Annotated in this window: 18 protein-coding genes; 7 read left to right on the top strand and 11 right to left on the bottom strand. The window is 68.7% G+C overall.

The genetic code is table 11. The features are described from left to right. Positions 1-463: 463 nt before the first annotated feature. The 5 genes from bioC to bioB all read right to left on the bottom strand — a co-directional run bounded on the left by bioC (position 464) and on the right by bioB (position 5301). Positions 464-1348 (bottom strand): malonyl-ACP O-methyltransferase BioC, encoded by an 885-nt coding sequence (bioC, locus tag AC5P9C_RS11545; protein WP_049468835.1) that lies wholly within the window; start codon positions 1346-1348, stop codon positions 464-466. Between the two features lie 11 nt (positions 1349-1359). After that, on the bottom strand, positions 1360-2139 hold the full coding sequence (locus AC5P9C_RS11550; protein ID WP_057493942.1) for an SDR family oxidoreductase: 780 nt from the start codon (positions 2137-2139) through the stop codon (positions 1360-1362). Positions 2140-2168: 29 nt separating this feature from the next. Continuing rightward, positions 2169-2948, bottom strand: a complete 780-nt coding sequence (gene bioH / locus AC5P9C_RS11555) for a pimeloyl-ACP methyl ester esterase BioH (protein WP_057493941.1) — start codon at positions 2946-2948, stop codon at positions 2169-2171. Positions 2949-2966: 18 nt separating this feature from the next. After that, the gene (gene bioF / locus AC5P9C_RS11560; protein WP_343540748.1) at positions 2967-4190 is read right to left on the bottom strand and encodes an 8-amino-7-oxononanoate synthase; all 1224 of its coding nucleotides are present in this window, start codon (positions 4188-4190) and stop codon (positions 2967-2969) included. Positions 4191-4257: 67 nt separating this feature from the next. Then, on the bottom strand, positions 4258-5301 hold the full coding sequence (gene bioB, locus AC5P9C_RS11565) for a biotin synthase BioB (protein ID WP_343540750.1): 1044 nt from the start codon (positions 5299-5301) through the stop codon (positions 4258-4260). Between the two features lie 161 nt (positions 5302-5462). On the opposite strand from bioB, the gene AC5P9C_RS11570 reads away from it, so the two are divergent. The 6 genes from AC5P9C_RS11570 to AC5P9C_RS11595 all read left to right on the top strand — a co-directional run bounded on the left by AC5P9C_RS11570 (position 5463) and on the right by AC5P9C_RS11595 (position 10031). Then, a complete protein-coding gene (locus AC5P9C_RS11570; RefSeq protein WP_049468842.1) occupies positions 5463-6026 on the top strand; it encodes a DUF3658 domain-containing protein in 564 nt (187 codons plus the stop codon). Positions 6027-6141: 115 nt separating this feature from the next. Next, positions 6142-6699: an HAD family hydrolase gene (locus tag AC5P9C_RS11575; protein WP_197591042.1), complete on the top strand. Its 558-nt coding sequence runs from the start codon at positions 6142-6144 to the stop codon at positions 6697-6699. Between the two features lie 123 nt (positions 6700-6822). Further along, positions 6823-8163 carry a chloride channel protein gene (locus AC5P9C_RS11580; protein ID WP_343540752.1) on the top strand — a complete coding sequence of 447 codons (1341 nt, stop codon included), beginning with the start codon at positions 6823-6825 and terminating at the stop codon, positions 8161-8163. Between the two features lie 92 nt (positions 8164-8255). Beyond that, a complete protein-coding gene (locus AC5P9C_RS11585; RefSeq protein ID WP_343540754.1) occupies positions 8256-8951 on the top strand; it encodes a ComF family protein in 696 nt (231 codons plus the stop codon). 58 nt (positions 8952-9009) lie between these two features. Next, a complete protein-coding gene (locus AC5P9C_RS11590; RefSeq protein WP_014648758.1) occupies positions 9010-9561 on the top strand; it encodes an HdeD family acid-resistance protein in 552 nt (183 codons plus the stop codon). Beyond that, positions 9558-10031 carry a SecDF P1 head subdomain-containing protein gene (locus AC5P9C_RS11595; protein ID WP_343540758.1) on the top strand — a complete coding sequence of 158 codons (474 nt, stop codon included), beginning with the start codon at positions 9558-9560 and terminating at the stop codon, positions 10029-10031. The genes AC5P9C_RS11590 and AC5P9C_RS11595 overlap by 4 nt, the downstream gene beginning before the upstream one ends. Positions 10032-10083: 52 nt before the next feature. Here AC5P9C_RS11595 and AC5P9C_RS11600 read toward each other — a convergent pair whose 3' ends face one another. The 6 genes from AC5P9C_RS11600 to AC5P9C_RS11625 all read right to left on the bottom strand — a co-directional run bounded on the left by AC5P9C_RS11600 (position 10084) and on the right by AC5P9C_RS11625 (position 17426). Then, positions 10084-11886 carry an MFS transporter gene (locus AC5P9C_RS11600; RefSeq protein WP_074725746.1) on the bottom strand — a complete coding sequence of 601 codons (1803 nt, stop codon included), beginning with the start codon at positions 11884-11886 and terminating at the stop codon, positions 10084-10086. A 169-nt stretch (positions 11887-12055) separates the two neighbouring features. After that, positions 12056-13183 (bottom strand): N-acetylglucosamine-6-phosphate deacetylase, encoded by a 1128-nt coding sequence (locus tag AC5P9C_RS11605; protein ID WP_343540760.1) that lies wholly within the window; start codon positions 13181-13183, stop codon positions 12056-12058. Beyond that, on the bottom strand, positions 13180-13956 hold the full coding sequence (locus AC5P9C_RS11610; RefSeq protein WP_049468965.1) for a DeoR family transcriptional regulator: 777 nt from the start codon (positions 13954-13956) through the stop codon (positions 13180-13182). Before AC5P9C_RS11610 ends, AC5P9C_RS11605 begins: the two co-directional genes overlap by 4 nt. 33 nt (positions 13957-13989) lie before the next feature. Continuing rightward, a complete protein-coding gene (locus AC5P9C_RS11615) occupies positions 13990-15324 on the bottom strand; it encodes a D-tagatose-bisphosphate aldolase, class II, non-catalytic subunit (protein WP_154331350.1) in 1335 nt (444 codons plus the stop codon). A gap of 16 nt (positions 15325-15340) precedes the next feature. Next, positions 15341-16279 (bottom strand): ROK family protein, encoded by a 939-nt coding sequence (locus AC5P9C_RS11620; protein WP_343542440.1) that lies wholly within the window; start codon positions 16277-16279, stop codon positions 15341-15343. Further along, a complete protein-coding gene (locus AC5P9C_RS11625) occupies positions 16272-17426 on the bottom strand; it encodes an SIS domain-containing protein (RefSeq protein ID WP_343542438.1) in 1155 nt (384 codons plus the stop codon). The genes AC5P9C_RS11620 and AC5P9C_RS11625 overlap by 8 nt, the downstream gene beginning before the upstream one ends. 322 nt (positions 17427-17748) lie before the next feature. Between AC5P9C_RS11625 and AC5P9C_RS11630 the strand changes: the two genes are divergently transcribed. Further along, on the top strand, positions 17749-21108 hold the full coding sequence (locus AC5P9C_RS11630) for a TIM-barrel domain-containing protein (RefSeq protein WP_343542436.1): 3360 nt from the start codon (positions 17749-17751) through the stop codon (positions 21106-21108). The last annotated feature ends 104 nt before the right edge of the window (positions 21109-21212 follow it).

Below are 21212 nucleotides of genomic sequence, written 5' to 3' on the forward strand. Positions count from 1 at the left end.
CCACCAGGGAATCGTGAGGTTGCCGGCCAGCGGCCGGCACTACCGGGCGATCAGCCGCCGACACGGCGCGGGTTTGGTGGGTGCCAACCCTGCGTACGGCGTGGCATGTGGTAGTGCCGGCCGTTGGCCGGCAGAGATCCACCAGGGAATCGTGAGTTTGCCGGCCAGCGGCAGGCACTACCGGGCGATCAGCCGCCGACACGGCGCGGATCTGGTGGGTGCCAACCCTGCGTACGGCGTGGCATGCGGTCGTGCCGGCCGCTGGGGGGCAGAGGTCCACCAGGGAATCGTGAGGTTGCCGGCCAGCGGCCGGCACTACCGGGCGATCTGCCGCCGACACGGCGCGGGTCTGGTGCGTGCCAACCCTGCGTACGGCGTGGCATGAGGTAGTGCCGGCCGCTGGCCGGCAGAGGTCCACCGGGGAATCATGAGGTGCCGGCCAGCGGCCGGCACGACCGGGCGATCAGGTCTGCTTGCGCCGGATCGGAATCGCCGACACCGGCACCGAGGCGACGTCATGCCCGCCTTCGCGGATCGGTGCGCCCGGGTCTGGTGCCCAGGCGTGGGCGTAGATCACTTCCCAGCTGCTGGGCAGCTTGCCGTCGGCGCGGCGCATCGGTTCGTACGCCGCTGCCGCTGCGGCGAAACGGCCACGTCCGGTCAGCGTGTGGCGGCGGTCCACCCGCGCATTGGTCGCGCCCATCGCGCGCAGCTCGCGCATCAATGAGGGCAGGTCGTCGTAGGTCAGGGTGAACAGGTCGCGATCCAGCACCGGGTCGCGGAAGCCGGCCATCATCAGCGCATCGCCGAACTGGGCGATCTGCGCGAAGCGGCTTACGTGCGGGCGGTCATCGGCGGCCGCAAAGGCCTCGTTGAGTTCCACCAGCGTGTCCGGGCCGAAGGTGGAGCACAACAGCAGGCCCCCGGGCTTGAGCACGCGACGGAACCCGGCGAATACCGCCGGCAGGTCGTCCACCCACTGCAGGCACAGGTTGCTGAAGATCACGTCCACGCTGTTGTCGGCCAGCGGCAGCGCGGCGGCGTCGCCGCACAGGCGCTGGAACGGCTTCCACCACCCGGCCTGGCGCTTGGCCTGGTCCAGCATCGGCAATGCGACGTCCAGCGCGATGACCTGCGCCTTCGGCCAGCGCTTCTTCATCAGCGCGCTGGCGTGGCCGGTGCCCGCACCAATGTCCAGCACGACCTCGGGCTTGCGCGCCTCCAGGTAGTCCAGCGATTCGATCAGCCGCGACTGCACCTCGCGCTGCAGGGCGGCGGCGGCGTCGTAGCTGCTGGCGGCACGCGCGAACGCGCGGCGGACGTGGCGGGCATCGAAGTGGGACGGCATTGCGAAGTCTCTTAGAACGTACCGGGGTAGGCGCCGCCGTCGATCAGCAGGTTCTGCCCGGTGAGGTAACCGGCCTGCGCACTGCACAGGAAGGCGCAGGCGGCGCCGAATTCGTCCGCCGTGCCGAAGCGGCCGGCGGGGATCTGCTGGCGGCGGCGTTCGGCCACTTCCGCAGCATTGCCGTCCTTGCCCGCACTGTGGGCGAAGTTGGCGCGCAGGCGGTCGGTGTCGAACTGGCCGGGCAGCAGGTTGTTGATCGTGACGTTGTGCGCGACGGTACGGCGCGACAGACCGGCGACGAAGCCGGTCAGGCCGCTGCGCGCGCCGTTGGACAACGCCAGGATGTCGATCGGCGCTTTCACTGCCGACGAGGTGATGTTGACGATGCGACCGAAGCCACGCGCGATCATCGCGTCGACGGTGGCGCGGATCAGCGCGATCGGCGCCAGCATGTTGGCGTCCAGTGCGGCGATCCAGTCATCGCGCTCGAAGCTGCGGAAGTCGCCGGGCGGTGGGCCGCCGGCGTTGGTGACCAGGATGTCCACCTGAGGGCATGCGGCCAGCGCCGCGGCACGGCCGGCCTCGGTGGTGACGTCGGCGGCGACCGCGCGGATCTCCGCCGCGCCGGGCAGGGCGCGCAGCCCTTCGGCTGCGGCCTGCAGCGCTGCCTCACCACGGGCCACGATCACCACGTTGACGCCCTCGCGCACCAGCGCCCGCGCGCAGCCCAGGCCCAACCCCTTGCTTGCGCCGCAGACCAGTGCCCAGCGGCCGTTGATACCCAGATCCATGCGTCAATCCTGCGGAATTCGGAGGGGACTCATTGTCCGCCATCGACCGGTGACAGGCCGGCAACGAAGTGTTGCAGGGCGCTGGCTACCTCGTCGGCATGGCCGAGGAACGGCGCGTGGCCGCCATGGGCGATGGTCAGTGCCTGTGCACCCGGGGCCAGTGCCGCGGCGGCCTGCATCGCCGCCGGAGACACCAGCCGGTCACGCTGGCCGGCGATCCACAGGCTGGGCCTGGCCAACGTCGGCAGCGCGCCGCGCAGGTCGGTGCTCTCCAGCAGGCGCAAGCCTTCCAGCAGGGCGCGTTCGCTGGGCGCGCCACGCTCGACCAGGTGCTGGCGCAGCGTGCGCAGCTCCTCGCGGGCGTGCGCCGAGCCCATCACGTCCAGCGCCAGGAAGCGTTCCAGGGTGCCACCGAAGTCGGTGGCCAGCTCGCGCCCGAACTGCTCGAACACCGCCGGCTCCACCGCATGCGGCCAGTCATCGCCACGCACGAAGCGTGGCGTGGCCGCGATCATCGCCAGCCCACGCACCTTCGGCAGTGTCGCGGCGGCGTGCAGCGCGAACAGGCCGCCCAGCGACCAGCCGCACCACACCGCCGGCGGCGTGGCTGCGGCAATGGCGTTGACCACGAACGGCAGGCGCAACGGCGTGGTGTCTTCGCGGCTGTGGCCATGGCCCGGCAGATCAACGCAATGCAGGGTGAACCGGTCGGCCAGGCGTTGCACCAGCGGCGCGAACACACCGCCCTGCAGGGCCCAGCCATGGATCAGTACCAGGTCCGGCCCCTGGCCGGTGACATCGATATGCATGGGAAAACGACAGCAGGCTCAGGCAAAGACAGGCAATGGCGGCGGCGCGGCGTCGCGCATCGCCAGGTCCACGCGGTCGCGCGCGCTGGCGATGGCCTCCACCAGGCCACGCACCTGCTCGGGGGTGTGCAGCGCGGACAGGGTGACGCGCAGGCGTGCCTTGCCTTCGGGCACGGTGGGCGGGCGGATCGCGCCGACCAGCCAACCGGCCTGTTCCAGTGTCCTGGACATCGCCATGGCGCGATGATCGTCACCACACAGCAGCGGCTGGATCGGCGTTTCCGAGGCCATCAGGTCCAGTCCGTGGCGGCGCGCTTCGCCGCGGAACAGCGCGATCAGGTCGGTCAGTTTCGAACGGCGCCAGTTGTCACGGCGCGCCAGGCGCACCGCTTCCAGTGCAGCGGCGGCCAGCGGCGGTGGCATCGCAGTGGTGTAGATGTACGGGCGTGCGGTTTCGGCCAGGTGTTCGACCAGGTCGTCGCGGCCCAGCACCAGCGCGCCGGAACCGCCCAGTGCCTTGCCGAGCGTGACAAGCTGCAGCGGCACATCGTCCACGCCCAGTCCGGCGGCGGCCACGGCACCGCGGCCGTCACCGACCACGCCCACGCCGTGCGCATCGTCCACATAGAACAGCGCCTGCTGCAGGCGCGCCACCAGCGACAATGCGCGCAGCGGTGCGATGTCGCCGTCCATGCTGAAGACACCGTCGGTGGCCAGCATCGCCGCACCGTCAGGCGCATGCTTGAGCTGGCGCATCGCGCCTTCGGCATCCAGGTGCGGATAGCGGCGCAGGCGTGCCCCGGCCAGCCGCGTCGCATCGAGCAGGCTGGCGTGGTTGAGCTTGTCCTGCACGCAGACGTCGTTCTCTTCGCTCAGCAGCGCCTGCTGCACGGCCAGGTTGGCGGCGAAGCCACTGCCGAACAGCAGTGCACGCGGATAGCCCAGCCACTCGGCCATTTCGCGTTCCAGCGCGTCGTGCAGGGCGTGGTGGCCGCAGACCAGGTGCGAGGCGCCGGCACCGGCGCCTTCGCGCGCCGCTGCATCCTGCAACGCATTGACCACGCTGAACTGCTGGGCCAGGCCCAGGTAATCATTGCTGCAGAAGCCGGTCAGCCACTGGCCGTCCACCTCCAGGCGGACGCCATCACGGCGGCTGACCGTGCGCCGCGTGCGGCGACGGCCTTGGGCATCGCGCAGGGCGCGCTGGGCGTGGAGGCGGGCGGTCAGGTCGGGGCGGGCCATGGCGGCTGAATGCAGCGACGGGGCGGCTAGGGTAGCGCGTTGCCGCGACGCCTGCTTGCGGCCCGTCTCAGGTCGCGTGAGCGCAGCCACAGGCGGGCGCTTCGGCGCTGATATCGGCGTGCACGGTGCCACCGTGGTCGTGGCCCTCGGCATCCACCTGCACCGCCATCGGCTGCAGCCCCAGCCGCGCAAACAGGGCCAGGTCGCGTTCGCTCTCCGGGTTGCCGGTGGTCAGCAGCTTGTCGCCGTAGAAGATCGAGTTGGCACCGGCCACGAAGCACAGCGCCTGCAGTTCGTCGCTCATCGCCTCGCGACCGGCCGACAGCCGCACCATCGAGCGCGGCATGGCGATGCGCGCCACCGCGATCATGCGCGCGAACTCGAACGGGTCCAGTTCGGCACTGCCATGCAGCGGCGTGCCCGCCACCTGCACCAGCTTGTTGATCGGCACCGAATCGGGATGCGCCGGCAGCGTGGCCAGTGCCAGCAGCAGGCCGACGCGCTGCGGGCGCGTCTCGCCCATGCCGACGATGCCGCCGCAGCAGGTCTTCAGGCCGGCATCGCGCACGTGCTCCAGCGTGTCCAGGCGGTCCTGGTACTGGCGCGTGTGGATGATCGAATCGTAGTAATCCGGCGCGGTGTCGAGGTTGTGGTTGTAGTAGTCCAGGCCGGCGTCCTTCAACGCGCGCGCCTGTTCGCCACTGAGCATGCCCAGCGTGGCGCAGGTCTCCAGGCCCAGTGCTTTCACCCCGGCGATCATCGCCGCCACCTTCGGGATGTCGCGGTCCTTCGGCGATCGCCACGCGGCACCCATGCAGAAGCGCGATGCGCCAGCGGCCTTGGCCTGGCGTGCCTTGGCCAGCACCGCGTCGGTGTCCATCAGCTTCTGCGCGTTCACCCCGGTGCTGTAGCGCTGTGCCTGCGGGCAGTACGCGCAGTCTTCCGGGCAGCCGCCGGTCTTCACCGACAGCAGGGTGGACACCTGCACCTGCGACGGGTCGAAGTGCTCGCGATGGACCGCGGCGGCGCGGAACAGCAGCTCGGGGAACGGCAGATCGAACAGCGCCTGCAGTTCGTCGTGTTGCCAGTCGTGGCGGATGGCAGCAGCCATGGCGGGACCTTGGGTACGAGTGGAGCGAGGGCGGCAGTGTGGGTGGGCGCCCTCGGCCTGTCAACCAAATTTCCTATTTCGTAGTTTACGGTGTAAAAAGGGTGCTAAAACGACACTCTGCGGTGTACGTTTGCTGCTGCGTACGGATTCGCGAGTTTCGCTTGGACAGCTATCAGACCTACCCGCCCCGCCGTGATGCCGTCCTGTGCAGTCTTGCCGAACTGCCCGACGGCGGCCTGCGCGTGGTGCTGGATGATCTGCGCCAGTCCGACACGCCAGGGCAGTGGAAGAACCACGTCTTCGTGACCTTCAAGGATTACCCGGCAGGGCAGCTCGATCCGGCGACGTTGCCGAAAGAGGAGCTCGAGGCTTTCGGCCACTATGTGCTGGTTCGCCTGTTGGCCATCAATGGCTGCCTGCGCGATACGGACGAGCGCTCCGACAACGATGTCCATCTCACTGACCAGGCGCGGCAGAACATCGCCGCGCTGACCAACGAGGACATCGCCTCGATCGATGAGCAGCTGTTCTCCCTCTGCGACGGGCAGTTCCGAAAGATCGCCCACATTGTGGGCATGGTCATGTCGCTGCAACCGAAGTGCCGATCGGAAATTCCCGATGTGTTCTATGCACAGCGTGTACGCATGCTGGTGGAACGGGGCGTGTTGCAGGCGCAGGGCGACCTCACGCGGATGGGCTGCTGCGAAGTGCGCATCCGGCAGTAGGCTTGCGCCAACCAGGACCTCGTTGGAACTGTGCTTACATCTACCTGCTGGAAGGACACATGCTGAAGTCCATCCAGAAGATGGAGGCAGCTAAGGCAATGAAAGAAGGATGCGCATGGAACCGGACACGATGCAGGGCGGAAAGCTGCTGATACTCGATCTGGATGAGACGCTGGTGCATGCCAGCGAGCGTGAACTGGAGCGACCCGCGGATTTCCGCCTCGTCGGCTACCACGTCTACCTGCGGCCCCATCTGCAGGCATTCCTCGACTATGCGTTTGCCCATTTCACGGTGGGTGTGTGGACGTCGTCCGGGCAACTGTACGCCGAACCGCTGGTGGACCGGCTGATGCCGGGGCGTCCGCTGGCGTTCCTGTGGTCCGCGCCGCGGTGCAGCATGGCCCGTGATTGGGAAACCGGCGGTTACACCTCGCAGAAGCGGCTGGGCAAGCTGAAGCGCCACGGCTTCCGTTTGGAGCAGATGATCGGTATCGATGACACGCCCGGCAAGTACGCCAGAAACTACGGAAATCTGGTCGAGGTGCGTGAGTTCACCGGTGATCCGGCTGATGACGAGCTGGCCCATCTGCAGCGATATCTGGAGTGGCTGCGGCAGCAGCCCAACGTGCGTGCGGTGGAGAAGCGCCGGTGGCGGGAGCGTCTGCACGCGTAGGTATCTGCACACGGCAGGTGCTATCGGCGAGCACCCGCACTTGCGCGTTTCACCGCATCCTGCAAGGCCTGCAGCCACAATAGCCGCTGCCCAACGCAAGCGCTGGCGCGCAGACTGTGCCCCATGACCGATCTCCATCGCCTCCGCGGCCGCATCACCGCGCTGGTTCTCAGCGAAGCCTGGCGCCGTCGTGCCGCGCTCTGGGGCGGCGCTGTGGCCGTAGCGCTGGTGGCCATCCTGTTCGCCAAGGCCAGCGACGCGGCCTTCCATCTGTTCCAGCGCATCACCGCGCACTCGCCATGGTGGGCCCTGCTGTTAACGCCCGGCATCTTCGCGCTGCTGGCCTGGCTCACGTCCGGTGTGCTGAAACCCACGCGGGGCAGCGGCATTCCGCAGGTCATCGCTGCGTTGGACAAGCCCGATGAGCCCTTCCGGAAGACCAATCTTTCGCCTGCGGTCTCAGCCGGCAAGCTGCTGCTGACCTCGTTGTCGCTGCTCGGTGGCGCGTCCGTTGGCCGCGAGGGCCCGACCGTGCATGTGGGTGCCAGCCTGATGTACCTGTTCGGCCGCTGGTTCGGCTTCAAGGATCCACGCGAGCTCTCGCACTTCCTGCTGGCGGGTGGTGCAGCGGGCATTGCGGCGGCGTTCAACACGCCGCTGGCCGGCATCGTCTTCGCCATCGAGGAGCTCAGCGGCCGTTTCGAGCATCGGTTCTCCGGCACCCTGCTGACCGCGGTGATCGTCGGTGGCGTGGTGTCGCTGGGCCTGCTTGGCAACTACACCTACTTCGGCCATGTGAGCGCGCGGTTGCCGCTGGGACAGGGCTGGCTGGCGATCCTGCTGTGCGGCGTGGTGGCCGGGTTGCTGGGCGGCCTGTTCGCGCGCGCGGTGCTGGCCAGTGCGGCGGGCCGCCCGCGTTGGCTGGGCCAGCTGCGGCAGCGGCATCCGGTGCTGCTGGCGGCAGGCTGCGGCCTGGTGGTGGTGGCGCTGGCGTTGACCTTCGGCGGCGGCGCGTTCGGTACCGGCTACGAGCAGGCGCGCAGCCTGGTGCAGGGGCAGGCGATGGTCGGCCACGAGTTCGGGTTGATGAAGCTGCTGGCCAACCTCGCATCGTACGTGGCCGGTATTCCCGGCGGCCTGTTCTCGCCGGCGTTGGCGGTCGGTGCGGGACTGGGCCACAACCTGGCGGTGCTGATGCCGGGCGTGGATCCGCGTGCGTTCGTGCTGCTGGGCATGTGTGCCTACCTGACCGGCGTCACCCAGGCACCGCTGACCTCGGCAGTGATCTCGCTGGAGCTGACCGATAGTGGTGATCTGCTGCTGCCGATCCTGGCCACGGTGCTGATCGCGCGGGGCGTGTCCGGGCTGGTATGCCGGGTGCCGATCTACCGTGGGCTGGCGGAGGTGTTGCTGGCGTCGGCCGTTGCATCAACCGGGCCTGGGCAGGGCGAACGCCCTTCCTGATCGGCAGCACCCTCCGCTGTTGCGGGCAGCCCCGACACTGCCATCGGTCCTTCGCCGATGGCCGCACGTGGGTGCGCGATGAAGCATGGGGGATGCGTATTGATCTCCTGCATTCGGCAACCCGTGTCTCCCGCGCACTGCTGGGCATCCTGCTGCCACTCCGCTGCCTGGTCTGCGGCGATCCGGGCCATGATGATCTCGATCTGTGCCGCGCCTGCCTTGCCGAACTGCCCTGGGCCGGTCGTGCCTGCCTGCGTTGTGCGCTGCCGTTGCCGGACGCGGCCCTGATCGTCTGCGGCAGCTGCCGCGAGGAAGCACCGCCGCAGACGGCCACGCATGCCAGCCTGCTGTACCTGCCGCCGGTGGACCAGCTGCTGCTGCGCTACAAGTTCCATCAGGACCTGGCGGCTGGTCGCCTGCTGGCGCAGTTGATGCAGCGCGCACCACCGCCCTGGTCATGCCCGCCGCTGGTGCCGGTGCCGCTGCACCGCCGGCGCCTGCGCCAGCGCGGCTACAACCAGGCTGCCGAGCTGTGCCGGCTGCTGCCGTTGCCGGTCTGGCGGGGGCTGTACCGGCGGCGGCACACAGCGCCGCAGTCCGAACGCACGGCCGAACAGCGCAGGGAAAACCTGTTCGACGCGTTCGATGTCCACGGTCCGGTGTCTACGCGTCTGACGGTGGTCGACGACGTGATGACCACCGGCAGCACGGTAACGGAAATCGCCGAAACCCTGCGCTGCGTGGGCGCCGAAGAGGTGCGGGTGTGGGTGTGCGCGCGGGTGCCGTGATCGCTCCCTTCATCGCAACGGGCTAGGATGAAGCCGATTCCGGATCGAAGGAGTGGCCATGAATTCCCCCCTGTCTCCCTTGTTGTCGGCGGTTGGCCGTAGCTGGTGGATCCTGCTGCTGTATGGCCTGGTCGCGCTCGGCTTCGGCATCATCGCCATCGGTTGGCCGCTGTCCGCAGCCATGGCATTGGCCTGGACGCTGGGCGTGATGGCCATCATCGAAGGCGTCATCAGTCTGTTCGCACTGATCAGCGGCGGCAGCGGTGCCTCGCGCGGCTGGCTGGCGCTGTATGCCATCGCCTCGCTGGGCTTCGGCATCCTGGCGGTGATCAACCCGCTGGCCACCGCCAGCGTGCTGGTGCTGTTCCTGGCGGCATGGCTGCTGGTGGCCGGCATCTATCGCATCGTCTTCGCGATCCGCGTGCGCAAGCAGATCCAGGGCGAGTGGCTGCTGATCCTCAGCGGCGTGCTGGCAGTGGTGCTGGGGCTGCTGTTCGCGGCCAATCCGTATGCAGGCGTGGCAGTGACCACGCTGTGGATCGGCATTGGCAGCCTGCTGTACGGACTGCTGCAGGTGCTGGTGGCGTTCAAGCTGCGGAAGCTGAAATGAGGGCGGTGCCCTCGTTGTTGCTGGGGGTGGCACTGGCCCTGAGCGGTTGCGCGCCGGGTGGCCTTCCGCACGCGCTGACCGGCGGCAAGGATCACCCGCCGCGCGCCGGTGTGGACGTGCGCCTGAGCGCGGTCGATGCGGCCGGCAACGGCACTCCGGCGCGCTGGCAAGGTGAAACCCTGGCCCTGCGCGAGCCGCCGATTGCCGGCAGCGCCGACATCGCCGATGTGCGCTACGTGCTGGATCAGGACAAGCAACCTGGCCTGCAGATCCGCTATCGACCCGAAGCGCACCAGCGCATCCACGATGGCACGGCAGCACTGGTCGGCCAGCGAGCGGCGATCAGCGTGGATGGGCGCGTGCTGATGGTGGCGACGGTGAAAGGCCCGTTCGGGGCATCGATGATGCTGAGCGGGCTGCCGAGCGTTGCCGAGGCGCAGGCGCTGGCCAGGCACATCACCGGTCAGTGACGGGCGCGCCAACACCACCGCGCTACGCGCGGAGGTCGACCAAGGTCGACCGCTACCGTGCGAACCGTGCCTCGATCTCCTCCAGTGACTTGCCCTTGGTCTCCGGCAGCCAGAACGCGGCCACCAGGAAGAACACGAAGGTGCACGCCGCCCAGAACACGAACATGCTGGCGTAGCCGTAGTGGCCCACCGTCGGCAGGAAGATCGCGGCGATGGTGGTCGACACGAACTGGTTGATCAGCAGGGCGATGCTCATGCCGTTGGAGCGGATGCGGTTGGGCATCAGTTCTGACAGCGCCAGCCACACGCACACGCCGGGGCCGACCGCGAAGAACGCGACGAACACCAGGATGCAGGCAGCGACCGCCCAGCCATGGGCCGGCGGCGGTACCGGGCCGATACGGGCCTGCTCGATGCGCAGCGGTGCCTGCGCGGCACTGGCCGGGTCGGCAAACGGGTTCAGATGCAGTTTGCGGAAGAAGGCACCGATCACGCTGTCGGCCTGCACGGTGCCGGCGCGCTCGATGCGCAGCTCGCGATCAGTCAGGTTGTCGCTGCGCAGGGCCCGCACATTGGTGAAGTCACCATAGGCGTACGACACGGTCAGCTGCATCGGCCGGCCCTGGCTGTCGATGCCATTGCCCAGGCGCTGCCACTGCGCGTCGTCCAGCACCAGCTGCAGGCCGTCGCCGCTGACCGCCGCCTGCAGCTGCGGCTGCACGTCGGCACGGCCGCGCTCGGCCTGGAAGAACAGGGTGGCGGCGGCCAGCAGCGCCACGCAGATGCCGCCGCTGCCGAGCATCAGCAGGAACTTGCGGCCTTTGCGGTCGACCAGCAGCAGGGCGACCACGGTCATCACCGCGTTGAGCAGCTTGATTGCCACGTCGGCGCCGTTGGCGACCGAGCCGGACAGGCCGGCCTGGTTGAGGATGTTCACCGCGTAGGCCAGCACCGAGTTGATGCCGGTAGCCTGGGTGCAGGCCAGCACCACGCAGGCCAGCAGGAACGGCACCACATAGCGGCGGCTGAGCAGGGGGTCGCGCCTGCCGTCGCTGCTGCTCGATTCCGGCGCCTGGATCTGGGCCAGCGTGGGCTCGACGTCTGCGCTGGGAAGCACACGCTGCAGGCTGCGGCGGGCGTCGTCGATGCGACCGCGACGCACCAGCCAGCGCGGCGATTCGGACAGCCAGAAAATGCCCGCGCAGAACAACAGGCCCGGCGCCAGGCAACTCCAGAAGATGGTGCGCCAGGCATGATCCTTCACCGTGAACAGTTCCTGCGCCTGCTGTGCAAGCGGCAGCGAGCGCACCGCTTCGGCGGCGGCATCCACCGCATGTGCGTGGTACAGCCCGATCAGTGCGGCCAGCACCAGGCCAATGGTCAGCAGCAGCTGGAACATTGCCGCACCCCGGCCACGTCGCTCGGGACTGAGGACCTCGGCCAGGTACAGCGGCACCACCACGCCGATCAGGCCACCGCTGACGCCTTGAAGCAGGCGGCCCAGCAGCAGCGGGGTGTAGCCGGACGCCAGCGCCATGATCGGGATGGAGGCGGTGAACAGCAGGCCGGCCAGCAGCATCGCACCGCGGCGACCGATCAGGTCGGCGACCATGCCGGCGAACAGCGAGGACAGCACGCTGCCCAGCAGTACCGCCGCCACCACGAAGCCGAGCTGCTGGCTGCTGAGCTGCCAGGCGTGGCTGGCCGTTGCCTCCAGGTAGGGCAGGGCACCGGCGATGATGCCGATGTCGATGCCGTACAGCAGGCCACCGAGGCCACCGATGAAAAGCAGGTAGCGTACGGGCCAGCGCGGGGTGGGGGAAGCGGGTACGGCAGGTGCGGCGGCTGCGGTCATCGGCGTATTCCTGGAATAACGGGGATGGTGCGTGGCTGGGGCATTTTGCTTGCGCGCTTCATGTAGAGCCGGGCCATGCTCGGCTTGCCGCGCGAAGCACGGCGCGGACGTCATCGATGTCGGTACGAAAAGCAGCCGAGCATGGCTCGGCTCTACAAGAACGCAGCCATCAAGCGTCTGCGGCGTTCAGATCGACTACCCGCCCACCGACCACCACCTGCTGCAGGCGCAGCTCGGCGTCCAGCACCACCAGGTCGGCGCGGGCGTCGGGCGCGATGCGGCCGCGATCGCCCAGGCCCAGGTAGTCGGCCGGGAAGGTGGAAACCCGCTGCGAGGCATCGGCCAGGTCCAGGCCGACGCGCACCAGGTTGCGCAGTGCCTGGTCCATGGTCAGCGCGCTGCCGGCCAGCGAGCCGGTGGCCAGGCGCACGCAACCGCCACACTTGTGCACGCGCTGCTCGCCCAGTGCGTACTCGCCATCGGGCATGCCGGTGGCGGCAGTGGCATCGGTCACCGCGTACAGGCGCGGGATCGCGCGCGCAGCCAGGCGGATCACGCCGGGGTGGATGTGCTGCAGGTCGGGAATGATCTCGGCGTACTGCGCATGCGCCAGCGCGGCCGCAGCGATGCCTGGGCGATAGTGATCGACGCCGGTCATGCCGTTGAACAGGTGGGTGAAGCCGGAGGCACCCGCTTGCAGGGCAGCCACGCCCTCTTCGTAAGTGCCCGCACTGTGGCCGAGCTGCACGCGGATGCCCAGTGCCGACAGTGCGGGAATCAGCGCGGTGTGCTCGCCGATTTCCGGCGCCAGTGTCATCACCCGGATCGGCGCCAGCGCGTGCAGCTGCTGTACCAGTGCCAGCGTCGCCTCGAGGGTGCGATTGGGTTGCGCGCCCAATCGCTGCGGGCTGATGAAGGGGCCTTCCAGATGCACGCCGGCGATGCACGCCGCGTCGGCGTCGGGCGCGGCCATGGCGGCGGCCACACCCTGCAGCGCGTGCGCGATCTCGTCCAGGCCGGCGGTCATGGTGGTGGCCAGCAGCGTGGTGGTGCCGAAGCGCAGATGGGTGCGGGCGATGGTGCGCGCCACGTCGCCGCCCTGCATCAGGTCCACGCCGGCCGCACCGTGCACATGCAGGTCGATGAAGCCGGGCAGGATCACCGGCAGCTGCAGGTCATCAGCGCCGCTGTGGTCATCCACCTGCAGCTGGCGCACATGCGAATCAAAATGGACGTGGCCGCGCCGCCAACCCAGTGGGGTGAGGATGCGGCCGTGCAGGGAACGGGTATCGGTCATGCGGGAGGCTCGGCGATGATCACGTCGATGCCCAGCCGCTGCAGTCCCTCGCGGGTTGCGTCGTCGATGCCGGCGTCGGTGATGATGGCGTGGATCTGGTCCAGGCGGGCGATGCGGTGCAGGCTGACGCGGCCGAACTTGGAGGCGTCGGTCAGCACCACGATGCGGCGCGCGCGCTCGACCATGCGGTGGTTGAGGCGGGCTTCGGCTTCGTCATGGGTGGTCAGCCCGAACTGCAGGTCCAGGCCATCCACGCCCAGGAACAGGGTGTCGAAGCTGTACGAGTTGAGGCTGGCTTCGGCCTGGCTGCCCTGCAACGAGAGCGATTGCTGGCGCAGCAGGCCGCCGGTCAGCAGCACGTTGATGCCCGGCGCGTTGGCCAGTTCCCAGGCGATGTTCAGGCCATTGGTCATCACCGTCACGTCGCGATGCGCGCGCAGGTGGCGGGCCAGCGTCATCGTGGTCGAGCCCGAGTCGATGATGATGTTGTCGCCCGGCTGCACCAGGCGCGCCGCACAGGCGCCGATGGACTCCTTCAGTGGCAGGTTCAGCGCATCCTTCTCGTGGATGTCCTGCTCCTGCGGCGGGGTGCGCACCAGCGTGGCACCACCGTGGGTACGGTTGGCCAGGCCCTGCGACTCGAAGTGGGTCAGATCGGCACGGATGGTCACCGCCGACACGCCGAAGCGCTCGACCAGATCGGCCACCTGCACCGAGCCGTGCTCGATCAGCAGCTGCAGGATCTGTTGCCGGCGGGAGCGGGTGTTGCGCATGGCCATTCTCGGTTTCGCGGGGAAAGGTAGAGATTAGCCGTTCGCAGGAACGCCGGCAGCCGAAGCTGCGTCGTGCCTGCGGGTACCGGCGCGGTTGCCGCTGCAGGCGCGGGCATATTCGCCCAGGCACAGGCCGATGCGGTGCTGGACCAGTGCGGTGGGGGTGTTGGCCAGCGTGCCCTCGCGCACGGCGCGGTACTGCTCCGGCAGGTACTGGCTGAGCAGCACCAGCGGCGGCGCGTGCTGTTCCAGGTTGGCGAACAGGGTCTGCACCGCCTGCACCAGCGCCGGCTCGCCCCAGTAGTAACGGCAGCGGTCGCTGAAGGAGTAGCTGCGCAGCAGGCGCAGTGTGGCGTCATCGCCGTGGTAGTAGGACTGCCAGTACTTCGGCTGCGCCACCATCACCGCGTCCAGCACCTGCGGCAGGCGCGAGCATTGTGCAGCCGGCAGCAGTTCGGCCTCGATCGCAGCCAGCGCGAACAGCGCTTCGCGATAGGCGAAGGTGGCCGCCGGGCCGACCTTGAGGATGGCGAAGTGGTCGCGCACCAGGGCGTGCAGGCCGCTTTCGCGCTGGTAGTCGGTGGAGTGCGCTTCGAACACGATGCGCGGCTGCCGCTCGAGGAAGTCGGCCAGCGCATGGGCGGCCTCCGGGTTGTACTCGTGCACGCTGCTGTGGTCGAAGTCCACGCCCGGTTGCACCACCATCGCGATCACGCGCTGCCATGCATCGCGCAGCTGTGGCGTATCGAACGCCTGCTGGTGGATGGCCAGGGTCTGCGCGGCGGCGGCCGGCGTGGTCACCTGCAGGCCCTCGGCCAGCGAGGCTTCACCCCCGGGAATCGGCACCTCGGTACCGATTACGTAGACCGGCGGCGGCAGGCCGTGTTCGGCGGCGGTGCGTTCGGCAATCTCGGCTAGTTCGGCCGAGCGCGCGGCGACGACGGCATCGGGCAGCGGCACCGGGTCATCGGCGCAGGACATGCTGCAGTCCAGGTGGATCTTGTGGAAACCGGCGGCGACGTAGGCTTCGATCAGCACGCGGGCGTGGGTCATCGCTTCGGCAGCCGGGCGCTTCTGCCAGGCATTCGGGCCGAGATGGTCGCCGCCCAGGATCAGCCGCTCGCGCGGGAAGCCTTCTTCATCGGCCAGGGCGCCGACGTAATCGCGGTACTGCGGCGGGGTCATGCCGGTGTAGCCGCCGAACTGGTCGACCTGGTTGGAGGTGGCCTCGATCAGCAGCACGGTGCCATGGGCCAGCGCCACGTGCATGGCGGCGCGCAGCACCTGCTCGTTGCTGCAGCAGACGCTGTACAGGCCGACGTTGGCGCCGGCGCGGTGGGAGGCAAGCAGGGTCTGCAGCGGGGACATGGTCAGGCTCCGGACATCAGGAAAACGAGGGTTGGCAGGCGAGCAGCGCGGCACCGCGTGCGCCACCGGCATCGCCGAAACGCGGCGGCACGATCGGTGGTACCTGCACGCCATGGAACAGATGGGCCGCGATGGCCGCCGGCAGCTGCTGGTACAGCGGCGCGTACTGCGAAAGGCCACCGCCGAGCACGATCACATGCGGGTCCAGCGCCAGCACCAGCGCGGCCAGGCTGTGGCCGAGCAGGTCACGATGGATGTCCAGCGCCTTGCGCGCGCGCGCATCGCCGGCCTCGGCCAGGGCAATCACCGCGCTGGCGTTGGCGGCGCTGCCACCGAGATGGCGTTCGATCATTGCTACGCCACTGCCGGAGACATAGCGCTCCACGCAGCCCTGCAGGCCGCAACCGCAGTCCAGCAGCGGCAGGCCGTGGCGCTGCAGCAGGTGGCCGGGCACGCTCCAGTGGCCCCATTCGCCGGCCAGGCCGTTGAAGCCGGACAGCAGCCGGCCCTGCAGGCAGAAGCCGCCACCGGCACCGGTGCCGAGGATGGCGCCGAACATGCTGGGGTAACCGTCAGCCGCGCCGCCGTGCGCTTCAGACAAGGCAAAGCACTGCAGGTCGTTGCCGAAATGCAGCGGGCGTTGCAGCCGCGCCTGCAGATCCTGCGCCACGCATTGCCCGGTCAGTGCGGGCACGTTCGCGCTGAGCTGGCGGCCACTGCGGCGGTCGCGCACGCCGGGCAGGGCGATGCCGATGGCCGCATCGCTGCGGCCGAGGGCAGCATCCGCCTCGGCGACCAGCGCCACCACCGCCTGCAGGAAGCCTTCGTATTCCCCTTGCGGCGTACCGACGCGGCGACGCCAGGTGACCTGCATCGCCGCATCGCATGCCACCAGCTCGATCTTGGTGCCGCCGATGTCGATGCCATAGCAGGCGTGGGCGATCAGCTCAGCCATGGTGGATGGTGACGCCCTTGACGACGCGGTTGACGGTGCCGTCCGGGAACGGGTTGTCCGGGGTCAGTCCCAGCGCGGCCGAGCGCTGCAGTGCGAACAGCTGCGCAAAGCCCAGCCACAGCGGCGCCAGCCACGGATCGTCCAGCGGCGGCACGCTGAGGGTGTAGTCGTCGTCGGCGCCGATGTCCGAATGCGGGCCGATCGCCAGCACCTGGCCCGCTACGCCGTCGCGGCGCAGCTCTTCCAGCAGGTCCTGCTCGTAGCGGCGCGCCAGTGGCTGCACGCTGCGCAGCACCACCACCAGGGTGTTGCCATCCAGCGTCGACTTGGGGCCATGGCGGAAGCCCAGCGGTGTGTTGGCCAGTGCCAGCACGCGCCCGGCGGTCAGTTCCAGCACCTTCAGCGCGCACTCGCGCGCCAGAGCTTCCAGCGGCCCACTGCCGAGGTAGATCACACGGTTGAACGGGCGCTGCGCCAGCGCGGCCACCGGTGCATCCCACTGTGCCTGGCCTTCGCGGGCCAGCGCGGCGATCTGCTTCAGGCGCGCCACGCGCGCATCCCACGGAGAGCGATCGAACACCGTCAGTGCGGCCAGCAGCATGCAGGTGAGGCTGCTGGTCATGGCGAACGCGCGGTCGCAGCTGGCCGACGGCATCAGCAGGGTGCAGGTATCGGCACGACCGGCGCCACGGCGGGCCAGTTCGCCATCGGCGTTGCAGGTGATGTCGAGGAAGCGCGCGTCATCCACGTCGCTGCGCACGCGATCCACCGCTGCCACGCTTTCCGGGCTGGAACCGCTGCGGCCGAACGAGACCAGCAGGGTCGGGCGGTCGCGCTGCAGGTACAGCGCCGGGTGGGTCAGCACGCTGGTGGTGTGCACCACGCGCACCTCGGCTGGCCACTGCGCGTTGATCGCATCGGCCACCATCTCGGCGATGAAGCCGGAGCTGCCGGCGCCGGTGAACAGCACGCGCTGGTTGGGGTCGTTGAGGCTGTCGCCAAGGAAGGCCTGCAGGCGGTCGCGGGCACGCGACAGGTCCAGCGCAAGGGTTTCCCACAGCGCAGGCTGCTGGGCGATTTCGGTAGCGGTATCGGCTCCGCCCAGGCGCTGCCAGGCGGGGACATCGGAAAGCAGGGTGGCGTCCATTCGGAGGTTCCAGTTAGGCCAGCGCACCATCTGCGTTTTCTTTCGAAATGTCAAACATCGAAAGTAAAAAGAAAGAAAACGGGTGGGCGACTTTTCCCGGCGCACGGACCGCAGGAAAACGAAAGGGTGGGCGGAATGCCGTATCGCACAATGCTTAACAGGCGCCTGCAAGCGCTTACACAAAGTACTGCAACGCAACAACTTTCGTTTCACTGGAATATATCTTCCTTTTTCCTTTCAATTTGTTGACATCTTTCGAATAGCTGCCCTAGAGTCGGCCCAACCGCTTTCGAAACGCCCGGTGAACGGGTTGGGAGTCCGCGTGGAAAACTGCGTTCGTCGCTCGCCGCTGATGCTGGCCCTGTTGCCGGCACTGATGCTGGCGTCCATGCCGTCCCGGGCCGAGCCGGTCGGCAACCTGCGTTCGGTCAGCGCCAGCGACAGCCGCGACGGCGTGCAGGGCTGGGACCTGCAGACCGACAAGGGCGCGCGGATCCGCATCGAACTGCCGGCCACCGACATCATCCGCGTGCAGGCCGGCCGCAACGGCACGCTGACCGGCGCCGGCGACAAGGCCGCACCGATCGTGCTGCCACAGCCCAAGGCGAACGTGCAGGCACAGCTGGAAGAAGACGCGCAGGAAATCCGCGTGCGCACCGACGCGCTGGTGCTGCACGTACAGCGGCAGCCGCTGCGCCTGCGCCTGGAACGACTGGACAACGGCCAGCCCACCGCGCTGTGGCAGGAACTGCAGCCGCTGGACCTGGATACCACGCAGAGCGTGCAGGTGCTGTCTTCGCAGGCCGATGAGGGCTACTTCGGTGGTGGCCAGCAGAACGGCCGTTACCAGTTCAAGGGCCGCGAGCTGGACGTGTCCTATTCCGGTGGCTGGGAAGAAGGTGATCGGCCGAGCCCGGCGCCGATGCTGCTCAGCAGCCGTGGCTGGGGCATGCTGCGCAATACCTGGAGCGATGGCAGCTACGACCTGCGCCAGAGCGACCAGGCCACGCTGCTGCATCGCGAAGACCGCTTCGATGCCTACTACTTCGTCGGCGCGGACCTGCCCAAGCTGATCGAACGCTATACCCAGCTGACCGGCCGCCCGAACATGGTCGCGCGCTGGGCGCTGTCCTACGGCGATGCCGATTGCTACAACGACGGCGACAACAGCAAGAAGCCCGGCACCGTGCCCGAAGGCTGGAGCGACGGCCCGACCGGCACCACGCCCGATGTGATCGACAGCGTGGCCAAGCAGTACCGCGCCCACGACATGCCCGGTGGCTGGATCCTGCCCAACGATGGCTACGGCTGCGGCTACAAGCAGTTGCCGGAAACGGTGAAGGGGCTGGCCGGCTACGGTTTCCGCACTGGCCTGTGGACCGAGAACGGCGTCGACAAGATCGCCTGGGAAGTGGGCAAGGCCGGCAGCCGCGTGCAGAAGCTGGACGTGGCCTGGACCGGCAAGGGTTACCAGTTCGCGATGGACGCCAACCGCCAGGCCTTCAACGGCATCCTCGACAATTCCGATTCGCGTCCGTTCCTGTGGACGGTGATGGGTTGGGCCGGCATCCAGCGCTACGCCGTAGCGTGGACCGGTGACCAGAGCAGCAGCTGGGACTACATCCGCTGGCACGTGCCGACCCTGGTCGGTTCGGGCCTGTCCGGCATGGCCTACGCCAGCGGCGACGTCGATGCGATCTTCGGCGGCAGCGCCGAGACCTTCACCCGCGACCTGCAGTGGAAGGCGTTCACCCCGGTGCTGATGGGCATGAGCGGCTGGTCGTCGAACGCGCGCAAGCACCCCTGGTGGTATGACGAGCCCTACCGCAGCATCAACCGCGACTACCTGAAGCTGAAGATGCGCCTGACGCCATACATGTATGGGCTGGTGCACGAGGCCGCGCAGACCGGTGCACCGCCGGTGCGTGGCCTGATGTGGGACCACCCGCGCGATCCGCATGCGCAGGATGAGACCTACAAATACCAGTTCCTGCTCGGCCGCGACCTGCTGGTGGCGCCGGTGTACCGCAGCCATGCGGCCAGCCGTGGCTGGCGCCGCGACATCCACCTGCCGGCCGGCGGCTGGATCGACTACTGGGATGGCCGTCGCGTGCTGGCCGGTGCCGACGGCCGCCAGCTGGACCGCCAGGTGGACCTGGCCACGCTGCCGGTGTTCGTGCGTGCCGGTGCGATCCTGCCGATGTACCCGTCGATGCTGTTCGATGGCGAAAAGCCGCTGGATGAAGTGACCTTCGACCTGTACCCGCAGGGTGACTCGCAGTACACGTTGTACGAAGACGATGGCAACACGCGCCGCTACCAGCAGGGTGAGTCGAGCACGCAGCAGATCCGCGTGCAGGCGCCGGCGCAGGGCAGTGGGCCGGTGCAGGTGCAGATCGATCCGGTGCAGGGCCAGTACAACGGCCAGCTGGCCCAGCGCCGCTACGGCCTGCGCGTACTCAGCCGGCAGGCACCACGTGCGGTGCAGGCCGGTGGCCGCGTGCTGCCGGCGCTGGCCGATGCGGCAGCGTTCAACAACGCCAGCGAAGGCTGGTACTTCGATGCCAAGGAGCGCCGTGGCACGCTGCATGTGCGTACCGCCACCCAGGACATCCGCCAGCCGCTGCAGCTGCAGCTGGACTTCGCGGTGGCGGCAGCGGCCGCCGATGATGCCTACCCGGCCGCACCGGTGCTGGGCCGCGAACTGCCGGCCGACAGCCTGCTGGTGGTCAACCGCCCGACCGAAGAGCCCGGCCACGCACTGGAGAACGCCTTCGACGACGATCCGGCCACCTGGTTCCGTAGTGTGCGCAACCAGGCCGTGCGCACCGGCGCCCACGAGTGGGTGATCGGCTTCGGTGAGCGGAAGATGATCGATGGCATCGACATCGCGCCACGCAACGACAAGAACTGGAAGCATGGCCAGGTACGCGACTATGAGGTGTACCTGGGCGACAGCAACGGTGAGTGGGGCGAGCCGATCGCCCGCGGCCGCCTGGAGTTGAAGGAGGGCGTGCAGCGCATCGACTTCCCGGCGCATGCCGGCCGCCTGCTGCGCTTCCGCGTACTGAGCGTGCAGAACCCGGAAGGCGACGGCGCCAGCAGCACCGACCCGATGGTCACCGCCGCCCAGGGCAGCGCCCGCGCGTTCGATGCACTGCAGCCGCGCGACGTCGGCCCGATCGCGCTGTCCACTTTCCACATCCTCGAACACCAGGAACCAGAACGACCGGCCCGGCAGCGCTATCTCTCCGAGCTGCCGGTGCCGGCCGCGCTGGCCAGCCAGCTGCGCGCCGACCAGTCGTTCCGTGGCGACGCCGGCATGCGCATGAACGGCCTGCAGTTCCGCCGGGGCCTGGGTGTTGGCGCCAACAGCCGGATCGACCTGCGCCTGCAGGGCGGCTGGCACCTGCTGCGCGCCGATCTCGGTATCGATGACGCCTGCCGCAACGCCGGTGGCCTGCAGTTCCAGGTCTGGGGCGACAACCGCCTGCTGTACGACAGCGGCCTGGTGAAGGCGCCCGGCGTGGTCAAGCCGGAGCTGGACATCCGTGGCCTTTCCACCCTGAGCCTGCGCACGCTGGGTGCGCAGGGCAGCCAACCCGCCCAGGTCTGCGCCAACTGGGCCAACGCCGTACTGATCGGCCAGGAGGGCGACTCCGCCAGCATCGTCGCCCCATGACCCCCTCGTAACACCGCTCCTCCCCCCGCCCATTCCGACCATGGCCCTGGTGGCCGTGGCCCGGGAGCGTTTTGCCCGCCGAACGCCCACGCGCTCACTTATCG

Source organism: Stenotrophomonas sp. YJH_SMC_10, from assembly GCF_059371555.1.